This is a genomic window from Planktothrix agardhii (assembly GCF_904830935.1).
GTDB classification, from domain to species: Bacteria; Cyanobacteriota; Cyanobacteriia; order Cyanobacteriales; family Microcoleaceae; genus Planktothrix; species Planktothrix agardhii.
The window spans coordinates 1,731,097-1,756,434 of the sequence record NZ_LR882952.1; the positions used below are offsets into that span (position 1 = coordinate 1,731,097).

The following is a 25,338-nucleotide window of genomic DNA, read 5'->3' on the forward strand; positions in this document are numbered from 1 at the left end:
GCCACCAGACTTATCGTATAAACAGTATAGCAACCGCCAAGGTAGTTAGGACACCAGACGGATCTTAGAACCCAGACGGTGAAGTATTTTCCCCCCTGTTCCCTCCCCCCCTAGCCCCTAGTGCACGGGGGGCTAGGGGGGGATGTTCCGGTGTTCCCTGCCATAACAGATTCTTCTTTGCTTCCCCGTAGTAAATCCATAATATCACCGACATATTTTTGAAATTCTAATTGACGTTTGATTTTATAATTACGTTCTTCGGGTAAATTAATTATAAATTCATCTTGGATTTGTCCGGGTCTGGTACTTAATACATAAATTCTTTGGGATAGAAATACCGATTCTTCAACGTCGTGGGTAATCATTAAAATTGTACAACCTGTTTTTTGCCACAGTTGCCGTAAAAATTGTTGCATGGTTTCTTTGCTTTGAATATCTAACGCCCCAAAGGGTTCATCCATTAACAAAATTTTCGGTTGTGTGGCTAAAGCACGGGCAATGGCTACCCGTTGTTTCATACCTCCTGAGAGTTGTTTGGGATAACATTGGGCAAAGGGAGTTAAGCTAACAACATCTAAATAATAGGAGGTTTGTTCTCGGCGTTGTTGATGGGAAACCCCCTGTAATTTTAAGCCAAATTCTACATTTTTTTGGACGGTTAACCAGGGATATAAGGTATAGCGTTGAAATACCATTCCCCGGTCTGCTCCAGGCCCGGTGACTTCCATTCCATCCACGATAATTTTACCCGAAGTGGGATAATCTAACCCGGCAATCATTCTTAATAGGGTGGATTTTCCTGAACCGGATGCGCCAACAGCACAGACTAATTCTCCGGTTTCAACGTGCAGATTAATATTTTGTAAGGCGACTAAAAACCCTGTTCGGGTGGGAAATTGTTTATGAAGATTATTTATTTCTAGGTGCATTTTTTTGAGTCCAAACTGAATTATACTATCGTTAGTATCAATTAAATTTTTATAAATTCTATGGCAATTCTTTCTAACTGAGAGTTAATTGTAACTAACAGTTAATTCATGAACTGTTAAGTAGGATACATTATTTTAGATAATGGGCAAAGCCCATCCTACGGTTAGAATACAGTTGATTAATCAACAGCCCATTTGCAGGTTGTTTTTAATAGGAGTCGAAAAGATAAATCAATGGCAAACCCAATTAAACCTAGAATGATTAAACAGGCAAAAATTTCATCGGTTCTCAGGAATTTTTGAGCAATAACAATGCGTTTGCCTAACCCCACTTCGGCGGCAATTAATTCGGCTACAACGACTAAATTCCAACCTGCTGCCATATTAATTCGTAAGGCATCAATAATATTAGGAATAATGGCAGGAATAATCACTTGCGTTAACACCTGTTGACGATTTCCTCCTAAAGTATAGGTGGTTTCAATTAAATCCTTGGGAACGAATTTCACCGCATCCATAACCATCAAGGTATTGAAAAACAATGTTCCGATAAAAATTAACATGATTTTCGGAGCTTCATTAATACCGAGATATAAAACTAAAAGGGGAATAAATGCCGGGGCGGGCATATAGCGTAAAATCCCAATTAAGGGTTCAGTTAATGCCCGAATACTGGCAAAAGATCCCATCGAAATTCCTAACGGAATTGCTAACATTGCCCCCAAGAAAAATCCCAACGTCACCCGTGTAATACTGGCTACGGTATCCTGTACTAAATACCCTTTTTCCCAGAGTCCAAAACCCGCTTGTAAAACTTGGGGAGGAGTGGGAAGAAAGCGAGAATTAAGAATTAACGCTAAGACCCACCATAAACAGAAAGGAATAACAATGGAAAGGGTGACTAATACCCAATTGAGAGCGGGAGGAATGTTTTCAGCAATACGCCAAAAAACAGTGGGTTTTAAAGCTTGGCGAGGTTTGGGTTCCATTGAATTATTGTTTGAGAGTTTCTGCATATTTTTTAACAAATTGAGCATCTAAAATGGGTTCTAAATTGGGTTTGGTTTTGAGGAGTCCCACTTGTAACATAAAGTCACTCATTTTTTTGGCGGCAAAGGGTAAATGTTTCATGGAATTTCCAGAATTAAAGGCTTCTAAATTGTCTTGAATGGTAAAAAATTTAGTCCCATCATTAAACATTTTGAACTCCTCACCAGAAACTCCCGCCCGTTTTGCCATAATTTCATTGGCTTTTTCAGGATTTTTTGCCATAAATTCTCGAATATCAAACCAAGTTTTAACTAATCCTTGCACCTGTTCAGGACGGTCTTGAATCAATTTTTGACTCACCACTAATAAATCGGGAATAGCCCCCGGAAATTCTTTAGAACTGATTAACTCTTTACTGCCTTTTCGTTGTAATGCTGTTAACCAAAAGGGAGGAAATGCCCCCACTGCATCAACTTGTCCCGCTACGAAGGCGGCAGATGCAGCCCCCGTTTCTAAGTTAACAATTTCTACATCTTGACGAGACATTCCCTCTTTTTCTAAAGCTAACGCCAATAAGAAATCATCCACTAAACCTTCTTCAACGGCGACTTTTTTGGCTTTTAAATCTTGAATTTTATTGATATTTTCTGCTACAATAATTTTATCATTTCCGGCAGAGTTATCATTAATTAAAACCGCCACTTGACCATTTTTAGAATCACCTACAAAGGCAATCGTATCATTTAAGGTTTGACAATTCCCATCTAATTGTCCCGCCGCCATTGCTTGTAAGGATTCTAAATAGCCATCAAACCATTTTAATTCAACGTTCAAGCCATTGGCTTTAAATAATCCTTCAGATTCTGCGATCGCCCAAGGCCACCATCCAGACCAATTACTATATCCTATAATTAGGGGGGGTGTTGTCGGAGTTGAAGCGTTATTATTCGGTGTGGAATTTTGGGCTTGATTACAACTTACAATTAACGCTAAACTCGCTACAAATACCCCAAATAAGGATAAAATTTTTCTGCGTTTCATCGATTTTTACCAGATGATTGAGTGGTTAAGTTTTGAGGGTTAAATGGACTGAAGATTTAAGGCTTCTGGGGTTAGGGTTTGCTTGGCTTTGACTTGTGTTCTTACCCATGCAAACCAAGTTTCTAACCCTTCTCCCGTTTTCGCAGAAACCGGAATAATTTTAACGTGAGGATTCATTTGTCGAACATTAGCAGCGATGCGTTCAACATCAATCTCTAAATAGGGGGATAAGTCCATTTTTGTGATTAATAAACAATCGGCTTCCTGAAACATAATGGGATATTTCAAGGGTTTATCTTCTCCTTCTGTGATACTTAATAACGCAATTTTAGCGTGTTCTCCAACTTCAAATTCGGCCGGACAAACTAAATTTCCCACATTTTCCACAAAGACTAAATCAAAGCTTTGAGGATCATAATCTTGTTCTAATTTATGAATTCCACCCCAGACCATTTTAGCATCTAAATGACAGGAACGCCCGGTATTAATTGCAATCACGGGAACGTTATATTGACGCAATCGTTCTGCATCTAATTCTGTGGTCATATCTCCTTCTATGACCGCAAATTTTAACTCTAAATTTAAAGCTTCTAGGGTTTTTTCTAATAATACCGTTTTTCCCGCCCCTGGACTACTCATAATATTTAAACAGGTGATTCCCCATTGATCAAAATGGGAACGGTTATCATCGGCTAAATGTTGATTAGCATGGAGTAAATTAATTCCTAAACTAACATCAAAGGTTTGGTGCATTTTGTTCTCCTATTGTTAATTAAAGTTGTGCTGGCAGTTAGGACAGAGACTAAGGGCACAAACCAGAAGGTAAACTCTTTTCCTCCCTGTTCCCTGTTCCCTGTTCCCTGTTCCCTGCTATAGAATATTCAATACGATCAATTTTTAATTCCCGACCGGAACGAATATCCTCCATCGGTGACTGACAGGTCGGACAAGCATAATGTAAACCGATTTCTGGGGAATATTCCGTTTGACAAGTATGACAATAGGCAATTAATGGAGTTTCTTGAATTTCTAGGATTACCCCTTCTAAAAAAGTATTGCGGGTTTGCACTTCAAAAGCAAACTGCAAACTAACAGGTTCAACACAGGTAAATTTACCCACAATCAAATGAATTTTATCAATTTTATAAGGTTCAGGCTGTGAATTCCACCAGTTTTTTACCGTTAGAATTAACGCCTTTGTCATGTCAGTTTCGTGCATAATTAGGAAACAGGAGAGAGCAGATAGCAAAAGATGGGGAAATCATGAGAAACCCGACACATGAAACCCGACACCCGACACCTAATTTATGACCATTGAACGAGTTCGGGTTGAGATTCGGGGTAAATGTAGGAGGATTTTTGTTTGCGGGGTAACTGTCCTGAAACCACTAAATGGGCGAGGGTATCGCAAATCACGCGAGTTGCCATTAAAGACGTAATATCGCTGATATCATAAGGCGGAGAAACTTCAACAACTTCTAAGCCACAAACGGGAGCATTTTGAACAATTTTTTTGAGTAAATGTAAGGCTTCACGAGGTAATAAACCCCCAGGTTCCGGCCATCCTGTCCCAGGGACAAAACCCGCATCAATACAGTCAATATCGAAACTAATATACACACAATCCGTGCCATCTAATGCCCGTTCTAAAGCAAAGTTTGCCGCCGCATCTAACCCCATTTCTGTAATATCAGTTACCGTGAGAATATTAGTGGCTCGTTCTCGACAAACCTTAACGCCTTCACGGGGAACTTGCCAGCCACCAATGCCCAATTGAACTAAATTTTTAGCTGGGGCATTCTTCATATTTGTGGCATGAAACCAGGGACAAGTGTGCATCCGTTCATCTAAGTCGGTTTCCTGGGTATCAACGTGACGATCAAAATGAATAATCCCAACTTTTTTATCGCCTAAATGCCGACAAATACCCCGAACAGTGGGGAAACCAATGGAATGATCTCCGCCTAAAATAATCGGAAATGCACCGGAACTAAAAACATGAGCAATGCCTTTAGAAATCTGATCAAAGGATTTTTCATTATTAGCGGGAATCGTAAAAATATCCCCGACATCACAAACCGTAATTTGTTCGCGTAAATCAACCCCTAATTCAAAATTGTAGGGGGTATAAAGAGCAGAAATTCGGCGAATTCCTTGGGGGCCAAAACGAGTTCCGGGCCGATAGGTTGTACCCGAATCATGGGGAACTCCAATAATCGCAACATCATAATTTTCGACTAAACGAACATCTTCTAAATAAGGAGCTTTTAGAAACGTATTAATCCCCGCATAATGGGGTAATTCTCCTCTGGAAAACGTCGGAATTCGGCGATCTTTGATACTTTCTGCGGCTTCTAAACCGTATTCTAAACCGCGATCTACTTCCTGTTGCCAACCTGTTAAAGGTAAGCGATTTTCCCGTTCTAATGCGCGTTGAGCTTCAGTTGAAAATTCATTGAAATTTTCATCGGGAGGTTGAAAAACAGATTGCTCACTCATGGAATAACTCCTGTTAGATGCAGATCAATCCGTACCATGCAAAAAGCCGAGAGCCGTTGCGAGGTACGTCCACTCACAAACTTCTCCCGGGCTTTTTTCCCGCCGTGTAGCTACCCTTTTTGAAGAACGGATTCCTAAAATCTGAATCCAGGATAGCTTGCTTCTCTCGGACCTGGCGTTTTCAGCAATTTGCAGCAAACCGGAACCCTAGAAGCAATTAATTTGAGTTAAAACTTGTCCTGAAATTAACAAGTTCTGAATCGAAAGACAGTATCAAAAGTTACAGAAGTCTCATTTCCTGTTTTTAAGAGTTATGCAGATTCACCTCAGAATTTGAGTATAAAGATCGCTTAATTTTAAGGCGACACCTTGCCAACTAAATTGAGTTTCTACTTGTTTTCTTCTCCATCACTAAAGCCCGGATTTGATCTCTAGGAACAAATTCTTCTGGGCCCGCAATTAACCGAATTGTGCGACAATTGGGACTATGCTGAACCATCAGGGGTTGATCAGGATGACTTCTGCGAGTGAACATATCCACTGGCTATCCTGAGTTCGATATTATTTTAATTGTCCTGAACGCCAAATCCTAAATTATTAACCCTAAGCCTAACTCATTAATTTTCTTGCTGATGAACTTAAGACAAATTTTCCCTTTTTCTACCTCTTTTTTGACCCATTGGTCAACGGAAGCAAGATGGTTACACTGGATAACCTTTCTCTGGTTATTTGTAGGCTTAATTGTGATGTTTTCTGCTTCCTATCCCATCGCCTATGCTGAACAAGGAGATGGATTATATTATTTTAAACGTCAATTAATTTGGACAGCCGTAGGATTAGTCGGATTTAGTTTTATTGTTCAATCTTCCCTGAGATTTTGGTTAAAAATTGCCCAATGGGGGGTTTTAATTGTTCTGGGATTATTATTTCTGACTTTAGTTCCCGGATTAGGAACTACTATTAATGGAGCTACACGCTGGATTTCAATTGGGCCGATTCCGATTCAACCTTCGGAGTTAATGAAGCCTTTTTTGGTCTTACAAAGCGCTCGTTTTTTTGGCAATTGGTATCGTTTAAATTGGCAAATTCGGTTAATTTGGTTAGGAATTTTTGGGATAGTTTTATTATCTATTCTTACCCAACCAAACCTCAGTACCACCGCCCTTTGTGGGATGACTCTTTGGTTAGTGGCTTTAGCGGCGGGACTGCCTTTTTCTTATTTAGGAGGAACAGCTTTAGGCGGGATACTTTTAGCTATTTTAAGTGTTACTATTAAAGAATATCAAAGACGACGAATTTTATCTTTTTTAAATCCTTGGTCTGATCCAATGGGAGACGGATATCAGTTAGTTCAAAGTCTTTTGGCGGTAGGCTCTGGTGGATTTTGGGGAACGGGATTAGGATTATCTCACCAAAAATTATATTATTTACCGATTCAATATAGTGATTTTATTTTCTCGGTTTATGCGGAAGAATTTGGCTTTATTGGGGGGATATTATTGTTATTATTGTTAACAATTTATGCAACCCTAGCCCTAAGAGTGGCGATGAAAGCACAACAAATTGAACATCAATTAGTAGCGGTGGGAGTGATGGTAGTGATGGTGGGACAATCTTTATTAAATATTGGGGTAGCCACGGGGGTTTTACCAACTACAGGTTTACCTTTACCCCTATTTAGTTATGGGGGAAGTTCCATGATTGCTAGTTTAGCTTTAGCTGGGTTATTAATTCGGGTAGCTAGAGAAGAAAATCAAGCCCAGGTAATTTCTTTAGCTGATCATCGGTCAACCCCAAACCCACGTCGCGGAATTGGGCGATCGCCAATCCGTTAAACAATTATTCCATTTCAGTTAAGAACAGGTCATAGAATCTAAGCAAGGATTGAGGGATACAGAGGAATGATATTGAAATGTACTTTCTAACCCTTCATGTAAATTCGTGGGTTGCACCGTCAATTCATCTTTTCGTGAAAAATTTCTCAGCGATCGGGAAATTTCAAAAATCTATTATTTGTATCTATTATTACACTGCTATAGGGGGTATTTCTCTCCCATAAAATTAAAATAGGGTTAAGAACAGTAGCTGCTAGACGAGTTTTTAACGTCTCTACTACAATTCTCAACCCGATGAATCGTTAAATTATTTTTGGCTAGAGGTTACGGTTTTTTGATTTCCTTGGCCAGATTTCGGTACATATCCATGCTGCTATCGGCTCGACGGCGTTCAGTTTTGCTAGAAGATTCCTCAGCCACAGGATTAAAAGATACCTGTGCTTTTGGCGTTGTAGATTTAGGAGCCTCAACTTCAACGGGGAAAGTCTTCTTGACTGGAGGTAAATCCTTGAATCTGTCCATATCCCCCAGACCTTGGGCTGCATTACCGTCGAGATAGAAACCACTTCCCGTTTCTTCCTGGGGTTTAGAATCCCCTTTTCTGCCAAACAAACCAAATAATGCCATCTTGCTCTCCCGCTAACTTGAGTTGTGAATAATTTTAAGTTTTATAACATTTTATCAGAAATTGTCTTTAATCTTAATTTGTTGTTGCTGCTAAAGCCCAACAACGAATTAAGGGCAATTATGTGACTGAAGCAGAGCTAAAACTTTCTTCACACCTTCGGGGAAAATCACCACCAAACTACCCGGAGTTGCTTCACCCAGAGCAGTTTGAATAGCTTGCACTTCTTCGAGAATAATCTCATAATCAAAATCAGGATTTTCCTGTTTAACCCCAATTTCAATATATTTAGCGACTTCTCCCCGTTGAGATCCTCGGTTATCCTCATCTTCCTTAATAATAATCCGCTCGAACATTTGGGCTGCTAATCGTCCTAATTCGGTAAAATCCTCCGGGCGTCGGTCTCCGGGCGCACAGACCACCCCAATTCTTTTCCCATCAGGCCAATTACGAACAAACTCCAGAATTGCTTGAAAACTGGCACGGTTATGGGCATAATCAAGTAAAACATGGAAAGACTGGTAAGGAATTAAATTCATCCGTCCGGGGGTTTGTTCCACCGACATCTGGAATGTCCGCAAAGCCTGACTAATCTCCTCAATGGTGACTCCCTGGACATAGGCCGCTAAACTTGCGGCCAGAGCATTAGCAATCATAAAGGGAGCTAACCCCCGTAAGGTGAGGGGAACATTCGCCATCTGTTCCACCCGAATCATTTGATCTGCTTTTAAAAAGGATAAATAACCCGATTCATAAATCGCGGCAACTCCTCCCTGAGCAACGTGCTCACTAATAATTGGGTTATCAGCATTTAGTGAAAAATAAGCCACTTTTGCTTTTACCTGTGATGCCATGGCTACAACTAAAGGATCATCGGCATTTAACACCGCATATTCACTAGCCGCCTTTGCCACAACGCTTTTCACCTCTGCCATCTCCTCCACGGTGTTAATATCCTGTAACCCCAGATGGTCTTCGGAAACATTCAACACCACTCCGACATCACAGCGATTAAACCCCAACCCAGACCGGAGAATCCCCCCCCGGGCGGCTTCTAATACGGCTAGTTCCACGGTGGGATCATTTAAAATTAAGGCGGCACTTTGAGGCCCGGTATTATCTCCGGCTTCTGCTAAAAAATCTCCGATATAAGTACCATCAGTGGTAGTAAAACCCACAACTTTTTTAGTTTTTTTAAGGATATGGGCGATTAAGCGGGTGGTAGTAGTTTTACCGTTAGTTCCGGTAATGGCGGTAATCGGAATCTGACTAGAAGTTCCGGGGGGATAAAGCATATCCACAATCGGAACTGCAACGTTTCGGGATTTGCCTTCATTGGGGTGAATGTGCATCCGTAACCCAGGGGCGGCATTCACTTCCACAATCACCCCGTCCACTTCTCGCAGGGGGCGACTAATATCGGGGGCGGTAATATCAATTCCGGCAATATCTAAGCCAATAATTTGGGCGGCGCGTTCGGCAATCCAAATATTTTCCGGGTGAATTTCATCGGTTTTATCAATGGCAATGCCACCCGTACTTAAATTAGCAGTTGCCTTTAGATAACAAATATCTCCTTTTTTGGGAATACTTTCTAACCGATAGCCTTGTTGTTTTAAAATATCAATACTATTGCGATCAATTTCAATCCGAGTTAACATATTTTCGTGACCACTACCTCGACGGGGATCAAGGTTTGTTTCTTCGACTAATTCTATTAAATTTGAGCGACCATCTCCAATAACATGGGCTGGAACCCGTTGAGCTACCGCCACAACTTTTCCATCCACAACTAACACCCGATAATCATTTCCTTGATAGTATCTTTCAACAATTATAGTGCCAATTTTTGATTCACTTTTAGCCATTTCGTAGGCGTTTTCCGCCTCGCTCCAGGTTTGAATATCTAGGGTAATACCTCTACCATGATTCCCGTCTAGCGGTTTTAAAACAATCGGGAATCCACCAATATCATCAATAGCTTTTTCTAAATCATCTAAACTATCAATAACGGTTCCTTTGGGAACGGGTAAACGGGCTGCATCCAAAAGGGTTTTTGTGCCTTCTTTATCTCCAGCAAATTCAATTCCTAAAATACTGGTGCCGTCGGTTTGGGAAGATTGAATTCGTCGTTGTTTTTTGCCATAACCCAATTGAATTACATGGCGGGCGGGTAATTCTTTCCAGGGAATTCCACGAGCTTCAGCTTCTTGAACAATTGCCTCCGTTGTCGGGCCAAGTTGAGCCTCTGAGAAAATTTCTTGTAAGTCTTCTAAATCCTGCCGCAGTTCAGTTTCCCGATAAAATCCATGATCAATTAAACTATGGCATAACCGCAGTGCCGACCTGGATACATAGCGTCCAGCTTTGGCTATTTTATATTCAAAGATCACTCGATAGACTCCGGGTTGGGAACTCGGACGAGTACAGCCAAAGTCTACGGGAATTCCGACTAATCTTTGCAATTCTAAGGCAACTTGTAGAACTACATCACTCATCAAGATTCCGGTCTTTAGATTTGTCAGGAAATCTTGATATTTTGGTTCAGTTAAATTGGGTAAAATTTCACAAAGTCCATCGCAGAAATCTGGAATTTCATGGGTGTAGCGATTATCCTTTTCTAAATCGAGGTGAATAATAATCAGATTGTGAACATCAATACTCCAATAATTAGGCCCTGATAAGGTTTGAGTTTTTATAATTTTCATTGGTATTCCCTCCTAAACTCATGGATACAGCCATTTCAGCAATTCAATATCGAAATTAATTATCTCACAATTTAGGAATATATAAACACTAAAATGCCTGAAGTTGGACAAATTTGCCAAAATTTAAGGAAAATATTAGATTCTGTTAAGACTTTACAATCAACCCTACAATTCCCTGGAGCAAGGATTGACTAATTAATAATGATTTAAACCCTAAGATCAGCTTTGGTTTTGAGAACATGACTAGCAACTGATCAAGCATCTCGAAGTAATTTTTTAGATCTCTTTTAAAGATTAATAGAAATCTATAGCAATCCGTGCCGAGGTTATGATTATTTTTTGACCTGCTAAATTATAGATGGAATCCCTGCCCGTTTACGCCGGGGAGGATGTCAATTTCTATATCGAAAAAACAGGGTGGGTCGATCTATAATTATAAAATTGTTCTTCAGTAATTATTTCCCAATCGCCGTGACTACCACTCCCTTACCTCCCAACCCCCAACGCCCCGCCACAAAACGCCCAGACCTGCTCGGACGCTTCGGACAATTTGGGGGCAAATATGTCCCAGAAACCCTAATGCCCGCCTTAGCTGAACTGGAAACAGCCTATAATCATTATCGTCAAGATCCTGAATTCCAAGCCGAACTACAAAGCCTGCTGAAAGACTATGTGGGACGACCTAGCCCCCTATATTTCGCCGAACGCCTCACCCAATATTGTGCCAGACCCGACGGCACTGGCCCACAAATTTATCTGAAACGGGAAGACCTCAACCACACCGGAGCCCATAAAATTAATAACGCCCTCGCCCAAGCCCTATTAGCCAAAAAAATGGGCAAACAGCGCATTATTGCCGAAACCGGGGCGGGTCAACATGGGGTAGCCACGGCAACGGTTTGCGCCCGCTATGGCCTAGACTGTGTGATTTATATGGGTATTCATGACATGGAACGTCAAGCCCTAAATGTGTTTAGAATGCGACTATTAGGGGCGGAAGTTCGCCCGGTGGAAGCGGGTACGGGAACCTTAAAAGATGCCACTTCTGAGGCCATCCGCGACTGGGTAACTAACGTTGAAACCACCCATTATATTCTAGGTTCCGTGGCTGGCCCCCATCCCTATCCCATGATTGTTCGGGATTTCCATAATGTGATTGGGGTAGAAACCCGCGCCCAATGTTTGGAAAAATGGGGTGGTTTACCTGATATTTTATTAGCCTGTGTCGGAGGTGGCTCTAACGCCATGGGGCTGTTTAATGAGTTTGTCCATGAAACCTCTGTGCGTCTAATTGGGGTTGAAGCCGCCGGGTCGGGGGTAGAAACGGGAAAACACGCTGCTACCCTCACCCATGGCCGGGTGGGAGTGTTACACGGGGCGATGAGTTATCTTTTACAGGATGATGATGGCCAAATTATGGAAGCCCATTCGATTAGTGCGGGTTTAGATTATCCGGGGGTGGGGCCAGAACATAGTTATTTAAAAGATTTGGGTCGGGCGGAATATTATAGCGTTACTGACCAGCAAGCGTTAGATGCGTTTCAACGGTTATCCCGTTTGGAGGGAATTATTCCAGCCTTGGAAACTGCCCATGCGATCGCCTATTTAGAAACCCTTTGTCCTCAATTAAAAGGCAGTCCTCGGATTATTTTAAATTGTTCAGGACGGGGAGATAAAGATGTTCAAACGGTACAAAAATTCTTGAATCATCCTAATAGTTGAATTCAGCACTAACAGCAAAATTGTTTGTAGGAAGGATGGGTGATACTAGAACATTATTGGTTATGTCGCAAAAAAGCACGTAGCCTTTCAAGTTCACCGTTTTGTAAACACTTAGCAAAAGAACGATTAGCTCGCGCATTTGGATGGGGAAGAAATGTAAACAATCTTTGATTCCCCCCTATTTCAATCAATTCAGATAGCAATTTTTCTGGGGGAATTTCAAATTCCCTTTGAATAACTTTTCTTGCAGGTGTTCCTAAGACGACTATCACCCTTGCTTTTGCTAGTTCTAAAATCCTCATAAATAGGCTTGTACACATTGCTCTTGCGCTTGTTCTACACCAATTTCGTGATGGGATTTGCAATGCACAATTTCTGTCAGCGCATAATCGAATCCTGGGATAACATCTCGTTGAAGAAGTTCAATCGCACGTTTCCTCACTGCTGCCCAAAATTGAGTAACGCGACTATAGGTTCCATCTGTTTGCAACGATTTTGTCCCATCCAGAATCCAGGTTTTATGTCCTCCTTCAAAACGATAATTAAAATTTCTTTCGATGACCAATCCCAAGTAGGATAAGCTTCATCACCACCAATTGATGGATTGGAACTGAGAAATAGAATGGGTGCTTTCTCTATTTCCCCACTGCACGGTTCAGGAACTTGGAATTTTTGTAAGCTGAGGGTATTTTGATACTCAACAATTGTACGACAAAGGTTTTCAGCAGCAGAATCCCCTAGGCATTGTTGTGCATGGGGGCAATTAACAATTTCATCTAGGAGAGTTTTTTCGGTCATTTCCTTATCGGACATAAAACCTTTCCATGCAACAAGTTTCAATCGCTCTGGCGAACTTCAAGGCTAAATAGGCGTCCTTCCAGTGGCTCGTATTCATCTTCCAATAGCCAGAGTTGAGCTTCTTCATAGTTCTGAAAAGCTTTTACAAGACTATAACGCTCAGAGGGGTCGAAAATATAACAACCCTCCATTTTGTCACCTAGTAACAGCAAGATGTAGGGTGGTGATTGCATTGAATCTACCCAAACTTCTAAGAAGTTCCAATCATCTTTCACTAGGTCGGGTGCGAGGAATTGCGTGGTATCGGTTGTTTGCATCAATTTTTACCTCACCGTAGAACAAAGGAGTTCTTGAACCGTCTGGACTCATCCGATAACCGATTGCTTCAGTAAAAAATAGCCCATAGCGCTCGTAATTCCGAACGCTGCCCGTGTATTCACCTCTTTCTATAATAGCTTGAGCAACTTGTAGCATCGTATCTTCATCATTGAAAACATGAATTGCTCGCCCTCGTAGGAGTAATCTCTGTGATTGAGGGGTGTTTGGTAGATGTTTAGGAATATGTTTAGGATCTAGAAAAATCTCACGGCTAATTCCGCTCATAATGCTCAGGCTATTGCGCTCCCTGAGAATATTACAGACTAAAATGGGTTAAAAATACCGAACAGGGTTACGTCCATCACCGAAACCGGAAGCCACAACTAGGAATATTGACAAAAATCATAATTTATGCTGTAAACTAAAAGCGATCGCAATTTCCCAGACCTCTCGCAACATTACCGCGTCAACAATATAGCCAGAATAAACTATGTTTAAGTTACCTGTAATGGGAATAGTCTTATTATTGGGAGGGTGTACATTTTTATCGAAAACTAACTTAATTTCCCCATCTTTACCGGAGGTAAAACCTATTTTAGCTTCAAATTCTTCTAATATTGAACAATTAGAATTATCGGTTTATCAGCAAGTCAATGAATATCGAAAATCCAAGAATTTACCTCCGTTAAAACTTGACCCTAATATTAGTGAACAGTCCCGAATTCATAGCTATGCAATGGCTAATGGGAAGGTTGCTTTTGGTCATGGGGGTGCGGAAGCTCGGTTTCAAAACATTAGTAAGTTTGCTCCATGGCGAGAAATTGCCGAGAATGTGGCTTTTAATTCTGGTTATTCTAACCCAGGAAAAGAAGCAGTTGAAGGATGGATAGAAAGTCCGGGTCATCAACGAAATATGGTGGGAAATTTTGACTTAACTGGAGTGGGTATTGTTAAAAATGCTAAGGGAGAGTATTATTTTACTCAGATTTTTGTTGGGAAAAGATAGTTAGGAATGGGGATCACGGATTTAAGAGGATTTCACGGATTTCACGGATTTTAATCTGTGTTAATCTGCCTAATCCTCAATAGGGTAAAATTAATTGAAACTGTTTTAAAATAATATGTCTAACTTTCAAGTTTGTGATGGGGATATTTCCGAAGCATTATTATCTGAATATCTGACCGCAGATGCTTTAGCGGTAGATACGGAAACAATGGGGTTATTACCTTGGCGCGATCGCCTTTGCTTAATTCAAATTTGTGATCCTAAAGGTCAAGTGACCGCCATTAGAATTGCCAAGGGTCAAAAAGAAGCTCCTAATTTAAAACAACTCCTAGAAGCTCCTAATATTCTGAAGGTATTCCATTTTGCTCGATTTGATATTGCTACAATTCGTTATTATTTAGGGATTGAAGTTAATCCGATTTTTTGTACTAAAATTGCTAGTAAATTAGTTAGAACTTATACCGGAAAACATGGACTGAAAGAGTTAGTTCAGGAATTGGAGAAAGTCGAACTAGATAAAACCTCCCAAAGTTCGGACTGGGGAAATGCGAGTAATTTATCGGACAATCAATTAAATTATGCCGCCAATGATGTGCGCTATTTATTAAATGTGCAGAAAAAGCTGGTTTCTATGCTAGAGCGAGAAGATCGTTTAGAACTCGCACAACAATGTTTTTCCTGTTTACCTGTACTTGTGACCTTGGATTTATTACAATTTAATGGTATTTTTGAACATCATTAAATTTTAACGCCTAATTCTAATCGGGATATTCTGAAAAAAAAAATTCCCCCAACCTAAGTTGAAGGAAAACCATCAGGGTGCATCTACTCTTGCTTATTCGTTTAGAATTATTTCCGATCGGGATATTCTTAAAAAAAATTCCCCCAACCTAAGTTGAAGGAAACCATCAGGGTGCATCTACTTTTGTTTATTCTTTTAGGATTATTTCTGATCGGGATATTCTCAAAAAAAAATTCCCCCAACCTAAGTTGAAGGAAAACCATCAGAGTGCATCTATTTTTGTTTATTCTTTTAAGATTATTTCTGATCGGGATATTCTTAAAAAAAATTCCCCCAACCTAAGTTGAAGGAAAACCATCAGAGTGCATCTATTTTTGTTTATTCTTTTAGGATTATTTCTGATCGGGATATTCTCAAAAAAAATTCTCCCAACCTAAGTTGAAGGAAAACCATCAGGGTGCATCTACTCTTACTTATTCCTGGGCGATTGGTTCTGATCAGGATATTCTCAAAAAAAAATTTCCCCAACCTAAATATGAAATCCAATTATAGATGCTACAGATTATCCCTCCACCCCTCCTGTAGAGACTTTGTATGCAACGTCTCTACAGGAGGAATATGTAGCAAACATTTCATGATGGAATATTATTTAATCAAATTGAAGAATTATTAAATAAATTCTGATATCCTTTAAATTATCCTATAAGTTGTTGGCTTATTTGAGTTGAAAAATGAAACCGTACCTGCTAAATGGACTATTTACAAAGATAAAACATCAAGGACAATATTAACGCAGGAAGAACGGCAATGTCAAATAATTGCTGGGCGATTTCCTAACAGTCAATGTGGGCTTTGGATTCTCTAAAATATAACAGATTAGCTCCATAATTCCGGTTGGATATACTCTGCTATTTGTTGAGGTGAATTATTTGTCTTGTTACCTTTTCCATTTAGTTTACGATCTACAGGTCTATCTTTGCCACGAATATCAGCAGCAAAAGCCGATTCTTCATAAAGTAAACGATCTTCCAACTCTTGTAAATGATATTCTTCCGGGTATATTTTCGCCTGACTGCGTTCGGTTGCCCTTTCACCTACTTGCACATCAAAACGAAATTTATCAATTGACTCCCCGGTTTTTTCTACATAATTTCGTAGAGTTTTTAAATTGGGAAAATAACCGCGATCATCTGGTTTTCCACTTAACCGCCGTTGGGCAATTTGATAATATTTATCATCGGTTTCTGCCCCTAAAAAATGACGTTCGTGATCTGTTGCTACAACTGCCACCGTACCCGATCCCATATAGGGATCAAGTACAATCTCACCTTTTAAAGTTGTCACTAATACAATTCTAGCAATCAAGTCTTCTGGAAATTGACAAGGATGTATTGTTTGTTCTTCGTGATTATGTTTGACATTCCGAAACATCCAAATATCGCCGGGGTTTTTTCCGTCTGGGTTGCAGGAAAGTTGACCCTTGCGATCGCCTCGGAAATGCTTTTTGTTTTGATACTTTTGCGGGACTCTGATGGCATCTAAATTAAATGTATAACTGTCGGATTTTGTAAACCAAAGGATCGTTTCATGGCGACAAGAAAATTTTTTTTGAGCGTGAAGTCCATGCTGTCTCGCCCAGATAATTCTATTCCGAGGAATTAAGCCGCAAGATTCTAAAATGGGAAAAAAACGAACGTCTAGGGGTATTAACATTCCTCGGTCGGAAAAAGCACCGATTTGCCAGAAAAGTGAACCAGATTTTTTCAGAACACGACTACATTCTTGCAGTACAATTGTCTGTTCTTCTAGGTAAATTTCCAGAGCTTTTCTGGCTTCATATTCCTTACCTAAATTGTATGGTGGTGAGGATACAACTAAGTCAACACATTCATCGGGTAAGTTTTTTAGCAGTTCAATGCAATTCCCTGGAAAAATTTTATCTAGTGGGATATGTTTTTTATCCTGGTGATGTTCCATTATAATTCACCTTTCAATTGAGATGATTTAATTATCCCTAAAATAACGGAGAGGGGGGGATTCGAACCCCCGGAACCTTGCGGCTCACCTGATTTCAAGTCAGGCGCATTCGACCACTCTGCCACCTCTCCAGTTGCTCATCGTTGAGCTAAATAATTATAGCATGGATGAGGATTGTGCCAAGCGCCGAGATAATAATTCTGTTTCAACGACCTGGAAGTCCTTACCCACCCAGACTAAGGACACTTCCGATACTTGGTTTTGGTCTAAACTGACTAGCGAAAAATTCCGTTGCTTCCCTTGGGGGGTTTCTCGAATCCGACTGACACAGGCGGAATTCAGATAAACTGTCCCCTCGGTACTCGTAACTAACCGTTGACGCTGACGGGTTTTGGTATGGCGCAGATGATGGTGCATGTGGCCGAAAGCGACTAGGGGAATGGTTTTACCCAGGGTGCGGGCGTGGGCGATCGCTTGGGCAAAATCGGGATCACCATAATCTCCCCCCATCGGGTTCCAATCTTTCCCGCAGGGAGCCTCTGCTGCCTCTCCTAACCCCGTGGGGCCGTTGTGACTCAAAAACAGAATCCGGTCAAAGGTTGCCGTTTCCACCGCCTGAATCATGCGTTGGGCGGATGCGGCAAAACCATCCACTCCAAATCGCTCCATGTAGAAATCGTTATATTTCCATTCTGGGCCCCCCCAACTGAAGGGACGCCCTCCGACTACGGTTAATTGCAAATCGGGAAAGTCCCGTTTTCCATAGCCGACATGATCTTCCCCGATTAAATCCAGTTGTTCTTGGACACGATCTTCGGTTGTCCGGTTATAGGGGCATTTTTGACGTCCCCAGTTGGTGGCGGTGTACCAGGCGTCATGGTTGCCAAAAGCGACGGCTTTGGGGGTATCCACGGCGGCGATGGTTTTGACGACATCCACCGCCTCATTGCCAAAATCCCCCACAAATAGGACTAAATCAACCTCTAAAGACTTCAATGCCAGGGCGTCCGCCTGTTCCCATTGATCATGAACGTCTCCAACAACGGCAATTTTCAGGGGTTTGGTATTCACAGGGATGATAGTTTCAAAGCTTCCTCACCTAGAATAAGCAATTTTGGGGCAACCGTGAATCCCCTTTTTTGGTGAATTCAACTATAATTAAACTACCCTGAACAATATTGAGAGTTCTGATAAGGTTCTATGTTTACATCCACCCTTCCCGCGACAAACCGTTCGACTGTTGCCGATTTACCCGAGGATTTGTTTGCAGCGATTCAAGAGCTTAAACAAAAATTGAACGCGGTTATTTTGGCGCATTACTATCAAGATCCTGATATTCAAGATATTGCTGATTATATTGGGGATTCCCTGGGACTGGCGCGACAAGCGGCGCAGACCGATGCTGATGTGATTGTTTTTGCTGGGGTTCACTTTATGGCAGAAACGGCTAAAATTTTGAATCCTGATAAGTTGGTGTTGTTACCGGATTTGGATGCGGGGTGTTCCTTGGCCGAAAGTTGTCCCCCCGATGCTTTTGCTCAATTTAAAGCCCAATATCCTGATCATATTGTGGTGTCTTATATTAATTGTACCGCCGAAATTAAGGCGATGAGTGATATTATTTGCACCAGTTCTAATGCGGTGGAGCTTGTTCGGCAAATTCCTGAAAATCAGCCGATTATTTTTGCGCCCGATCGCAATTTGGGCCGATATGTGATGACAGAAACGGGACGGGAAATGGTATTATGGGAAGGGGCTTGTATGGTGCATGAAAACTTTTCCCAGAAGAAGTTAGTGCAGCTAAAAATTGAACATCCTGAAGCGGAAATTATTGCCCATCCTGAATGTGAACTTCCGGTTTTAGACCAGGCGGATTATATTGGTTCCACTACGGCATTATTAAACTATGTCAAAAGTAGTCCTAAGTTAAGTTTTATTGTGGCAACCGAGCCCGGAATTATTCATCAAATGGAAAAAGAAACCCAGGGAAAATCTTTTATTCCTGCCCCGCCCATGAGTAATTGTGCTTGTAATGAATGCCCGCACATGAGGTTAAATACCTTAGAAAAACTTTATTTAGCGATGAAAAATTGTTCTCCAGAAATTACCCTTTCTGAAGAAATCCGAATTGCCGCTTTACGTCCGATTCAAAGAATGTTAGAAATGAGTCAAAATATTAATGTTTCCAAAGGATAGGAAGGAATCAGCAAAATTATAATTTTTGTCAAAATTGTAATATTCTATGGTAGGAGTTTGTTCTCTAAACCCGATTGAGGTCTAGTTTAGAGAGTGAACTCCTACATTTTTTTTCAGGAATCACTTATGATTGCAATATAAAACCTAGATCAAAAATCTCTTTCTTAAGATCAAACGGATAAATTTATCATGGATAAACATTTAATTATTTTCACCCGTTATCCCGAACCAGGAAAAACAAAAACCAGATTAATTCCGGTTGTGGGAGAAATTGGAGCGGCAAATTTACATCGTCAAATGACGGAAAAAACCCTAAATACAGTCCGAAAATTACAAAAAATAGAGCCTTTATCTATTGAAATTAGATTTACTGGAGGCAATTTAGATGTGATGCAAAATTGGTTAGGGGCAGATTTAATTTATGATGCCCAAAGTTTTGGGGATTTGGGAAATCGGATGGGAAAGGCATTTCAAATGGCATTTTATGAGGAAAAAACCCAGATTATGATGATTGGCACCGATTGCCCAGAATTAACTGTTGATATTTTATATCAAGGATTTAAGCTATTGCAAGATCATGATATTGTGGTCGGCCCTGCTAAAGATGGGGGATATTATTTAATTGGTTTAAAGAGTTATATTCCTGAATTATTTAAAGATATTCCTTGGGGTACAGCAACGGTTTGTGATATCACCCTCAATATTTGTGAAACCTTGAATTTATCCGTCGGTAAATTACCTGTATTATTAGATATTGATCGTCCTGAAGATTTAGTTTTTACTGAATTTAGCAATGAACAATTAGGGTATTATGGCCTGTGATGCCCATTTCCTAGAGATTGAGATTAAAGACAGACTCCCCAAAACCTAAGTAATCTGGGATGATGGAGGGAGTATTCTGCGGCTGTGTCATTCTAAATTAATACTGGGACTATTCGTGAGGCTAATGATATGGAGGTTGATGAATTATTAAAACGCTATGCAGAAGGAGAGCGCCTATTTCGAGCCGTTAGCCTCGTCGGAGTGGATTTAAGGGGTGTTGACCTCCGGGAAGCCACGATTGCTCGGGCTAACTTGGAAAATACCTCCTTCGTGGGGGCGAACTTAATTGGGATAAATTTTCGAGAAACTAAGTTTACGGGTGTTGACTTCACCGATGCGGATTTAAGCGATGTTAACTTAATTGGGAGCTATTTAGGCGATACCAAGTTCAATCGAGCCAACTTAAGCGGGTCGAGTTTGCGCGGGTCTTCTTCCAAAAATGTTAGCTTCACTCAAGCTAATCTCACCGAAGCTAACCTGACGGAATCGAATTTTGCCAGTGCTAATTTTGTGGGCGCGAATTTAACCCACGCTACCCTAGTCCGAACTAATTTGATGAAAGCTAATCTCACCGGAGCGATTTTAGAAAGCGCTAACCTAACCAACGTGATTATGCGAGAAAGCATCCTAGAAGGGGCAAATTTAACGAATGCGACCCTGAGTGGGGGAATGATGATTGGGGCTAATTTTCATGAAGCGGATTTAACCCGAGTCACGATGATTGGGGCTGATTTAAGCGAAGCTAACCTGAGTGAAGCCAACTTTCGAGGGGCAAATGTAACTTGGACAACTTTACGCGGGGCTAATATGAGCCGAGCTAGACTCTACCGCACTAAATTATCCTGGTCTAATTTGAGTGGTGTTAATCTGATTGAAGCGATTATGATTGATACTAAATTAGATCAAGCAAATTTGAGAGATGCGGATACCCGAGGTGCAATTTTACCGAATAAATAATGGATAGGTTCTGTGCAAATACAATCAACCATTGATTCTCAAGAACTGTTGCGTCGTTATTTAGCTGGAGAACGTGATTTTAACCATATTAACTTGATTGGTGCCCATCTATGTCAAGTCAATTTGGTTGGGGCTAATTTAATCGGAGCCTCCTTAGATCGGGCAGATTTAACTAGGGCTATACTTCATGAACTGTTCCCAGTCAGACTTTCTGAATCTCCTTAAATCCTAGTTTTTTAAGGTTTTAAATTTCCATATTTCAACATTTTAGAATAAATAAAACAACCCTTTTTTTTATTGCCAATTCAAGGTAAAATAGAAGTATAGAGTTTTTTGTGAATTAGCCACTATGATGCTGAAAGCTAGAGATATTATGACCGCCGAGGTGGTCACCATCAAGGGTTCCGCCACCGTTGCCGAAGCCTTTGAACAAATGAGTACTCTGTGTTTACGCGCCTTGATTGTTGAACGCCGTTATCCACAGGATGCTTATGGAATCGTCACCGAGACCGATATTGTTTATAAAGTCACCGCCTACGGCAAAGATCCTAAAAAAATCCGGGTTTATGAAATTATGACTAAACCTTGTATTTCCGTCAATCCTGACCTGGGTGTGGAATATGTAGCTCGACTTTTTGCTCAAACTAAAATTCGTCGCGCTCCTGTGATTCAGGATCAACTCCTAGGAATTATTTCTGTAACTGATATTCTGACTAAGGGAGACTTTGTAGAAAATCCTAAAAGCATTCTATTAGAAGAACGGATTCAAGAGTCGATTGATGAAGCCCGGGCGATTTGTGCTAAGAAAGGAGCAACCTCAAAAGAATGTGCCGCGGCTTGGGATATTGTAGAGGAATTAGAAGCAGAAGCGGCTCACCAAAAAGCCGAACGTTTAGAAAAAAGTGCCTTTGATTTGTACTGTGAAGAAAATCCCGACGCGGCAGAAGCTCGGTTCTATGATACCTAATCATTAATCAGAGTGATTTAGATGAGAAGTTTTCTCACTAATTGTAACAATTTCCCCCTCTAACCGAATGGTATAGAGGGGGTGTGTCTTTGTCTAAAAACAGGGAATAAGCAATATTAATAAGGGAAAATTATGCAAGATCACTCGTACCACGGGAAATTTGATTGTCAAAAATTATGATCTGCGTCAACATCCCAGTTATCAGAAAGCAGTTAAATCAGGAAAATCATCTTGGAGTGATCTGTTTATTTCCTTTTTAGAACCGAGTTTACTCATAAGCGCCTTAGAACCTATTTATAATCGCGTTATCGGAAGAATTAGAATATTGGGTGAATCATTTTAGGTTCGATTTGATTTTTAATGTCTTGGAAAATATAATCCAAAAATCTTAGTTAACCATGAATCCAACCATTGAGAGTAAATCGACTATCAGTAAACTTTTCAGAGGGACAATACACGGGTAAAACTTCATGTTTACACCGACTATCAAAAAATATAATACTATTATTAAGCGGTTTAATCTGAGTAAATTGTTCTTGAATTATGGCTGATTTTCCTTGAATTTTTGTTTCATACAACCTCAAATCTCCACCATAAAAACCTTGAGGTTCTTGATAAAAATAGTACAGATATGTTAATTTACGATTAGCTGCTTTTCCCCCATCCATATCTTGATGAATTTTATAATATCCCCCATGTAAATGAGCCGTAATTTGGATTTCTAAATAAGCAACTAAAAACATTTGTATTTGTAATTGTTCCATCACCTGCGGTCTAGCGGTGAGAATTTTATGGGTAATTAATTCATGAAATTCGGCAAAGTATTCAGGAAGTAAAATATAGGATTGACGATATTCTGATTCTTGATTAATTACTTCCGAGGAAAAGAAATTATTTTGATTGGCGAGGGTGAGATTTAAAAGTTTTTGATGATCTTCTTTTGAGAAAAAATCATTAATTTGTAGATAATCAGGATTTATAATAATTGTTTCTGGTTCTGGAATATTTGATGAATCATCAGAAGATGGGATAATATCTGATGAATTTGAATTAAAATCTTTCTGTTGTGATAATATTCCTATTTCTAATACTTTTAATGCGACATTTAGCCTTTGCTCATAGGGAATTTCTGGTTGATTCAGACTAGATTTCACAATATCTAAGGCTTGATTAAAAATTCGATCAAATTCTGCATTATATCTTTGAGGATTATCGGAATTAGAGAACATGGGAGATAATTTTTTTTGCATACATCAAAGTTTTTATAAAATCAATTTCTTGATTATCTGTTTCATCTTGAATACTCGATTGGATTAGTGCTTCAGATAGTTTATCTTGACAGCAATCTCTTTGAGAGTCATACTCACTAAATGATTCTGGATGATCAAAAGAAATATTTGCTTTTGTCTTCAACCACCAACGCATCCGTTCCTGTCTTCCTCTAAAATCAGGATGTTTAGCGATTGAATTATCCCAATCTGCAATAATCCAAGATTCCAGTTCAGGCGCGGCAAACCCAATCAATATTGGAATCTGATCACAATCTGGTATTGTTGATAGGGATTCCGATATGTTTTGTCTTTGTGTTTCTGGATTACGACAATCTAAATCATCAAAAACAAAAATCAGGTCACATTGATTTCTTTCTGCTTTTAAAGCAATCGGTAATTGCTCTTGAATTTGCTCAATCAAACTCTTACCTGTTCTTCCATAACTCATTAACGGATTAGGTTTAGGGCCGGGTTTTCGACGAACTGGCGTTTTTCTTTGGAATTGACACCCCGGAAAATTTTGTGTTAAAAAAGGGATTAATCCTCGAACTTCCGCTTCACCCCCTCCAGCAAAAACCCATACTACCACGGCCAACCTCCCAAACTCGGATCACCAACACGATATAAATCGCCTAATTCCCAACCTTCTGTTAATTTTGGTTCCAATATTTCCCGAGAAAGGGGTTTAATTGAAAAATGGTTTTGATCAGTGGAATGAAAATAAGAAATATTCTCCAAACGATCGGTAAAATGATCCAAAAGATCAGGACTATGGGTAGTAATAATCACCTGAGTTTTTTGAGCGGCTTGTTTAATCCACTCGGCTAAAATTGGCATCCAGGCAACGTGCAATCCTAATTCTGGTTCATCAATTACTAACAAAGAAGGTAGGACTGGAGAATGTAATATTGTTGCCCAACACAACATCCTCACTGTACCATCGGACATTTCATTGAGATAAAAGGGTTCATTCGTGTCTTTAAAATGCCATTCTACAGTTAAAGATAAACGACCAGAACGGATTGGTCTAATTCGACGAGTTTTGGGTAGAATGGATTTCATTGCTAAATTAAGACTTTCCTCAAAATCAATATTTTGATTATATAAGTTATCCAAAACTAAAGCTAAGTTATCGCCTGATTGAGATAAGTAAATATCACTTTGTCCTAGCTTTGGCTCGGCGGTTCTAATTTGGTTTAAATCCATGTTATTAGCATTATAAAAATGCCACTTTGAAACCAAGTCAATTAATTCTCTCCTGATTCTATAAATCGGTGTATTTTCAGGAGGATATTGACTATTTTCTAAAATTTTAGTAATTGATGATAGGCCCAAAGAATTTGTAGGAATATTGTCTAAACTTTCAAAATGAGTTGGGTAGTATTGACCGGGTTGATCGTAAACAGATACAACTCCTTTACCTAATCCTCTATTATGTAATTTATAATAATAAAAAGGATCGGAGTCGGCTGGATCATGTAAATCTTCCCCCCCATATAAATATTCTTCTGAAACTGTCGCCCTAGTTTCTCCCCTATCAGTATAGAGTTGTAAGTCAAAAACTACACTGTCTCTTTCAGGATTATTCGTCTGGGAAATTTGGGAAAAACAATAATAAAGATTAACTTTTGCTGGACTACTCACACTACTATCTAAAATTCTAGTGCCACCAATTTTGGAAATGGCATCTTCAAAACCACTCACTCCTCGATTTTCTTCGGGAATATTAATTAAGCAATTTTTTAAGAATTTAAGACAACTAATAAAATTACTTTTTCCCGAACCATTTGACCCGATAAATATATTCAGATTACTCAGATAAAATGGTTGCTCAGAACATAAATTTTTGTAGTTTTTGGTTGCCAAAAAATGCAATGAGGGTTGATTCATAAATCTTGACAATAATCACTATGTTTCTTAATCTTATCACAAAAT

At 39.9% G+C, this 25,338-nt stretch carries 27 protein-coding genes, 1 tRNA gene and 1 riboswitch; of the genes, 9 read left to right on the forward strand and 19 right to left on the reverse strand.

The window, feature by feature from the left end:
* Positions 1–110: 110 nt before the first annotated feature.
* The 7 genes from NMG88_RS08050 to NMG88_RS08080 all read right to left on the reverse strand — a co-directional run bounded on the left by NMG88_RS08050 (position 111) and on the right by NMG88_RS08080 (position 5,994).
* Positions 111–929, reverse strand: coding sequence for an ABC transporter ATP-binding protein (locus tag NMG88_RS08050; protein ID WP_042153331.1), 819 nt, complete (start codon positions 927–929; stop codon positions 111–113).
* A 179-nt stretch (positions 930–1,108) separates the two neighbouring features.
* On the reverse strand, positions 1,109–1,918 hold the full coding sequence (locus NMG88_RS08055; protein WP_026788828.1) for an ABC transporter permease: 810 nt from the start codon (positions 1,916–1,918) through the stop codon (positions 1,109–1,111).
* A 4-nt stretch (positions 1,919–1,922) separates the two neighbouring features.
* Positions 1,923–2,960 carry an ABC transporter substrate-binding protein gene (locus tag NMG88_RS08060; RefSeq protein WP_227357859.1) on the reverse strand — a complete coding sequence of 346 codons (1,038 nt, stop codon included), beginning with the start codon at positions 2,958–2,960 and terminating at the stop codon, positions 1,923–1,925.
* A gap of 39 nt (positions 2,961–2,999) precedes the next feature.
* A complete protein-coding gene (gene hypB / locus NMG88_RS08065; RefSeq protein WP_042153335.1) occupies positions 3,000–3,713 on the reverse strand; it encodes a hydrogenase nickel incorporation protein HypB in 714 nt (237 codons plus the stop codon).
* Between the two features lie 49 nt (positions 3,714–3,762).
* Positions 3,763–4,179: a hydrogenase maturation nickel metallochaperone HypA gene (gene hypA, locus NMG88_RS08070; RefSeq protein WP_072005185.1), complete on the reverse strand. Its 417-nt coding sequence runs from the start codon at positions 4,177–4,179 to the stop codon at positions 3,763–3,765.
* An 86-nt stretch (positions 4,180–4,265) separates the two neighbouring features.
* Entirely contained in the window at positions 4,266–5,459 is a 1,194-nt protein-coding gene (speB, locus tag NMG88_RS08075; protein ID WP_042153340.1) for an agmatinase, read from the reverse strand.
* Positions 5,460–5,540: 81 nt separating this feature from the next.
* A riboswitch (guanidine-I (ykkC/yxkD leader) is annotated at positions 5,541–5,681 on the reverse strand.
* 154 nt (positions 5,682–5,835) lie between these two features.
* Entirely contained in the window at positions 5,836–5,994 is a 159-nt protein-coding gene (locus NMG88_RS08080; protein WP_174235985.1) for a hypothetical protein, read from the reverse strand.
* A 97-nt stretch (positions 5,995–6,091) separates the two neighbouring features.
* Between NMG88_RS08080 and ftsW the strand changes: the two genes are divergently transcribed.
* Positions 6,092–7,294, forward strand: coding sequence for a putative lipid II flippase FtsW (gene ftsW / locus NMG88_RS08085; protein WP_042153344.1), 1,203 nt, complete (start codon positions 6,092–6,094; stop codon positions 7,292–7,294).
* Positions 7,295–7,618: 324 nt separating this feature from the next.
* Here ftsW and NMG88_RS08090 read toward each other — a convergent pair whose 3' ends face one another.
* Entirely contained in the window at positions 7,619–7,921 is a 303-nt protein-coding gene (locus NMG88_RS08090) for a hypothetical protein (protein WP_026788822.1), read from the reverse strand.
* A 108-nt stretch (positions 7,922–8,029) separates the two neighbouring features.
* Complete coding sequence (gene cphA, locus NMG88_RS08095) at positions 8,030–10,627, reverse strand: cyanophycin synthetase (RefSeq protein WP_254035307.1); 2,598 nt, start codon at positions 10,625–10,627, stop codon at positions 8,030–8,032.
* A gap of 471 nt (positions 10,628–11,098) precedes the next feature.
* On the opposite strand from cphA, the gene trpB reads away from it, so the two are divergent.
* Positions 11,099–12,349 carry a tryptophan synthase subunit beta gene (gene trpB / locus NMG88_RS08100; protein ID WP_227397687.1) on the forward strand — a complete coding sequence of 417 codons (1,251 nt, stop codon included), beginning with the start codon at positions 11,099–11,101 and terminating at the stop codon, positions 12,347–12,349.
* Positions 12,350–12,402: 53 nt separating this feature from the next.
* On the opposite strand, the gene NMG88_RS08105 is transcribed toward trpB, so the two are convergent.
* The 4 genes from NMG88_RS08105 to NMG88_RS22660 all read right to left on the reverse strand — a co-directional run bounded on the left by NMG88_RS08105 (position 12,403) and on the right by NMG88_RS22660 (position 13,750).
* Positions 12,403–12,651 (reverse strand): hypothetical protein, encoded by a 249-nt coding sequence (locus NMG88_RS08105; protein ID WP_254035308.1) that lies wholly within the window; start codon positions 12,649–12,651, stop codon positions 12,403–12,405.
* 136 nt (positions 12,652–12,787) lie between these two features.
* Entirely contained in the window at positions 12,788–13,162 is a 375-nt protein-coding gene (locus NMG88_RS08110) for a hypothetical protein (protein WP_254033328.1), read from the reverse strand.
* A 23-nt stretch (positions 13,163–13,185) separates the two neighbouring features.
* Positions 13,186–13,464, reverse strand: coding sequence for a hypothetical protein (locus NMG88_RS08115; RefSeq protein WP_042153356.1), 279 nt, complete (start codon positions 13,462–13,464; stop codon positions 13,186–13,188).
* On the reverse strand, positions 13,412–13,750 hold the full coding sequence (locus NMG88_RS22660) for a DUF6972 family protein (RefSeq protein ID WP_072005186.1): 339 nt from the start codon (positions 13,748–13,750) through the stop codon (positions 13,412–13,414). The genes NMG88_RS08115 and NMG88_RS22660 overlap by 53 nt, the downstream gene beginning before the upstream one ends.
* A gap of 205 nt (positions 13,751–13,955) precedes the next feature.
* On the opposite strand from NMG88_RS22660, the gene NMG88_RS08120 reads away from it, so the two are divergent.
* Both NMG88_RS08120 and NMG88_RS08125 read left to right on the forward strand, forming a co-directional pair.
* Entirely contained in the window at positions 13,956–14,471 is a 516-nt protein-coding gene (locus NMG88_RS08120) for a CAP domain-containing protein (protein ID WP_042153359.1), read from the forward strand.
* Positions 14,472–14,586: 115 nt separating this feature from the next.
* On the forward strand, positions 14,587–15,213 hold the full coding sequence (locus tag NMG88_RS08125) for a ribonuclease D (protein ID WP_042153361.1): 627 nt from the start codon (positions 14,587–14,589) through the stop codon (positions 15,211–15,213).
* Positions 15,214–16,089: 876 nt separating this feature from the next.
* Here NMG88_RS08125 and NMG88_RS08130 read toward each other — a convergent pair.
* The 3 genes from NMG88_RS08130 to NMG88_RS08140 all read right to left on the reverse strand — a co-directional run bounded on the left by NMG88_RS08130 (position 16,090) and on the right by NMG88_RS08140 (position 18,270).
* On the reverse strand, positions 16,090–17,190 hold the full coding sequence (locus NMG88_RS08130; RefSeq protein WP_036833732.1) for a DNA-methyltransferase: 1,101 nt from the start codon (positions 17,188–17,190) through the stop codon (positions 16,090–16,092).
* 46 nt (positions 17,191–17,236) lie between these two features.
* Positions 17,237–17,321 (reverse strand) — tRNA-Ser (locus NMG88_RS08135).
* Positions 17,322–17,346: 25 nt separating this feature from the next.
* A complete protein-coding gene (locus tag NMG88_RS08140) occupies positions 17,347–18,270 on the reverse strand; it encodes a TIGR04168 family protein (RefSeq protein WP_375295667.1) in 924 nt (307 codons plus the stop codon).
* Positions 18,271–18,390: 120 nt separating this feature from the next.
* On the opposite strand from NMG88_RS08140, the gene nadA reads away from it, so the two are divergent.
* From nadA to NMG88_RS08165, 5 genes are all read left to right on the forward strand, one after another.
* The gene (nadA, locus tag NMG88_RS08145; protein ID WP_027248981.1) at positions 18,391–19,386 is read left to right on the forward strand and encodes a quinolinate synthase NadA; all 996 of its coding nucleotides are present in this window, start codon (positions 18,391–18,393) and stop codon (positions 19,384–19,386) included.
* A gap of 189 nt (positions 19,387–19,575) precedes the next feature.
* Entirely contained in the window at positions 19,576–20,208 is a 633-nt protein-coding gene (locus NMG88_RS08150; RefSeq protein WP_026788815.1) for a TIGR04282 family arsenosugar biosynthesis glycosyltransferase, read from the forward strand.
* A 129-nt stretch (positions 20,209–20,337) separates the two neighbouring features.
* Positions 20,338–21,165 carry a pentapeptide repeat-containing protein gene (locus NMG88_RS08155; RefSeq protein ID WP_027248979.1) on the forward strand — a complete coding sequence of 276 codons (828 nt, stop codon included), beginning with the start codon at positions 20,338–20,340 and terminating at the stop codon, positions 21,163–21,165.
* Between the two features lie 12 nt (positions 21,166–21,177).
* On the forward strand, positions 21,178–21,390 hold the full coding sequence (locus NMG88_RS08160; RefSeq protein ID WP_026797085.1) for a pentapeptide repeat-containing protein: 213 nt from the start codon (positions 21,178–21,180) through the stop codon (positions 21,388–21,390).
* A gap of 124 nt (positions 21,391–21,514) precedes the next feature.
* Entirely contained in the window at positions 21,515–22,132 is a 618-nt protein-coding gene (locus NMG88_RS08165; protein ID WP_042153369.1) for a CP12 domain-containing protein, read from the forward strand.
* Between the two features lie 392 nt (positions 22,133–22,524).
* Here the strand turns inward: NMG88_RS08165 and NMG88_RS08170 are convergent, their stop codons facing one another.
* From NMG88_RS08170 to NMG88_RS08180, 3 genes are read right to left on the reverse strand one after another with little or no spacing between them, the layout of a single operon-like run.
* Complete coding sequence (locus NMG88_RS08170) at positions 22,525–23,382, reverse strand: 2OG-Fe(II) oxygenase (RefSeq protein WP_227350404.1); 858 nt, start codon at positions 23,380–23,382, stop codon at positions 22,525–22,527.
* Positions 23,351–23,992, reverse strand: a complete 642-nt coding sequence (locus NMG88_RS08175) for a hypothetical protein (RefSeq protein ID WP_227365898.1) — start codon at positions 23,990–23,992, stop codon at positions 23,351–23,353. Before NMG88_RS08175 ends, NMG88_RS08170 begins: the two co-directional genes overlap by 32 nt.
* On the reverse strand, positions 23,986–25,293 hold the full coding sequence (locus NMG88_RS08180) for an AAA family ATPase (protein ID WP_227365896.1): 1,308 nt from the start codon (positions 25,291–25,293) through the stop codon (positions 23,986–23,988). Before NMG88_RS08180 ends, NMG88_RS08175 begins: the two co-directional genes overlap by 7 nt.
* Positions 25,294–25,338: the final 45 nt, after the last annotated feature.

What these genes read in the sequence shown, in the direction of transcription:
- NMG88_RS08050 (WP_042153331.1), bottom strand. Translation starts at nt 929, where the DNA reads ATGCACCTAGAAATAAATAATCTTCATAAACAATTTCCCACCCGAACA.
- NMG88_RS08055 (WP_026788828.1), bottom strand. Translation starts at nt 1,918, where the DNA reads ATGGAACCCAAACCTCGCCAAGCTTTAAAACCCACTGTTTTTTGGCGT.
- NMG88_RS08060 (WP_227357859.1), bottom strand. Translation starts at nt 2,960, where the DNA reads ATGAAACGCAGAAAAATTTTATCCTTATTTGGGGTATTTGTAGCGAGT.
- hypB (WP_042153335.1), bottom strand. Translation starts at nt 3,713, where the DNA reads ATGCACCAAACCTTTGATGTTAGTTTAGGAATTAATTTACTCCATGCT.
- hypA (WP_072005185.1), bottom strand. Translation starts at nt 4,179, where the DNA reads ATGCACGAAACTGACATGACAAAGGCGTTAATTCTAACGGTAAAAAAC.
- speB (WP_042153340.1), bottom strand. Translation starts at nt 5,459, where the DNA reads ATGAGTGAGCAATCTGTTTTTCAACCTCCCGATGAAAATTTCAATGAA.
- NMG88_RS08080 (WP_174235985.1), bottom strand. Translation starts at nt 5,994, where the DNA reads ATGTTCACTCGCAGAAGTCATCCTGATCAACCCCTGATGGTTCAGCAT.
- ftsW (WP_042153344.1), top strand. Translation starts at nt 6,092, where the DNA reads ATGAACTTAAGACAAATTTTCCCTTTTTCTACCTCTTTTTTGACCCAT.
- NMG88_RS08090 (WP_026788822.1), bottom strand. Translation starts at nt 7,921, where the DNA reads ATGGCATTATTTGGTTTGTTTGGCAGAAAAGGGGATTCTAAACCCCAG.
- cphA (WP_254035307.1), bottom strand. Translation starts at nt 10,627, where the DNA reads ATGAAAATTATAAAAACTCAAACCTTATCAGGGCCTAATTATTGGAGT.
- NMG88_RS08105 (WP_254035308.1), bottom strand. Translation starts at nt 12,651, where the DNA reads ATGAGGATTTTAGAACTAGCAAAAGCAAGGGTGATAGTCGTCTTAGGA.
- NMG88_RS08110 (WP_254033328.1), bottom strand. Translation starts at nt 13,162, where the DNA reads ATGTCCGATAAGGAAATGACCGAAAAAACTCTCCTAGATGAAATTGTT.
- NMG88_RS08115 (WP_042153356.1), bottom strand. Translation starts at nt 13,464, where the DNA reads ATGCAAACAACCGATACCACGCAATTCCTCGCACCCGACCTAGTGAAA.
- NMG88_RS22660 (WP_072005186.1), bottom strand. Translation starts at nt 13,750, where the DNA reads ATGAGCGGAATTAGCCGTGAGATTTTTCTAGATCCTAAACATATTCCT.
- NMG88_RS08120 (WP_042153359.1), top strand. Translation starts at nt 13,956, where the DNA reads ATGTTTAAGTTACCTGTAATGGGAATAGTCTTATTATTGGGAGGGTGT.
- NMG88_RS08125 (WP_042153361.1), top strand. Translation starts at nt 14,587, where the DNA reads ATGTCTAACTTTCAAGTTTGTGATGGGGATATTTCCGAAGCATTATTA.
- NMG88_RS08130 (WP_036833732.1), bottom strand. Translation starts at nt 17,190, where the DNA reads ATGGAACATCACCAGGATAAAAAACATATCCCACTAGATAAAATTTTT.
- nadA (WP_027248981.1), top strand. Translation starts at nt 18,391, where the DNA reads ATGTTTACATCCACCCTTCCCGCGACAAACCGTTCGACTGTTGCCGAT.
- NMG88_RS08150 (WP_026788815.1), top strand. Translation starts at nt 19,576, where the DNA reads ATGGATAAACATTTAATTATTTTCACCCGTTATCCCGAACCAGGAAAA.
- NMG88_RS08155 (WP_027248979.1), top strand. Translation starts at nt 20,338, where the DNA reads ATGGAGGTTGATGAATTATTAAAACGCTATGCAGAAGGAGAGCGCCTA.
- NMG88_RS08165 (WP_042153369.1), top strand. Translation starts at nt 21,515, where the DNA reads ATGATGCTGAAAGCTAGAGATATTATGACCGCCGAGGTGGTCACCATC.
- NMG88_RS08170 (WP_227350404.1), bottom strand. Translation starts at nt 23,382, where the DNA reads ATGCAAAAAAAATTATCTCCCATGTTCTCTAATTCCGATAATCCTCAA.
- NMG88_RS08180 (WP_227365896.1), bottom strand. Translation starts at nt 25,293, where the DNA reads ATGAATCAACCCTCATTGCATTTTTTGGCAACCAAAAACTACAAAAAT.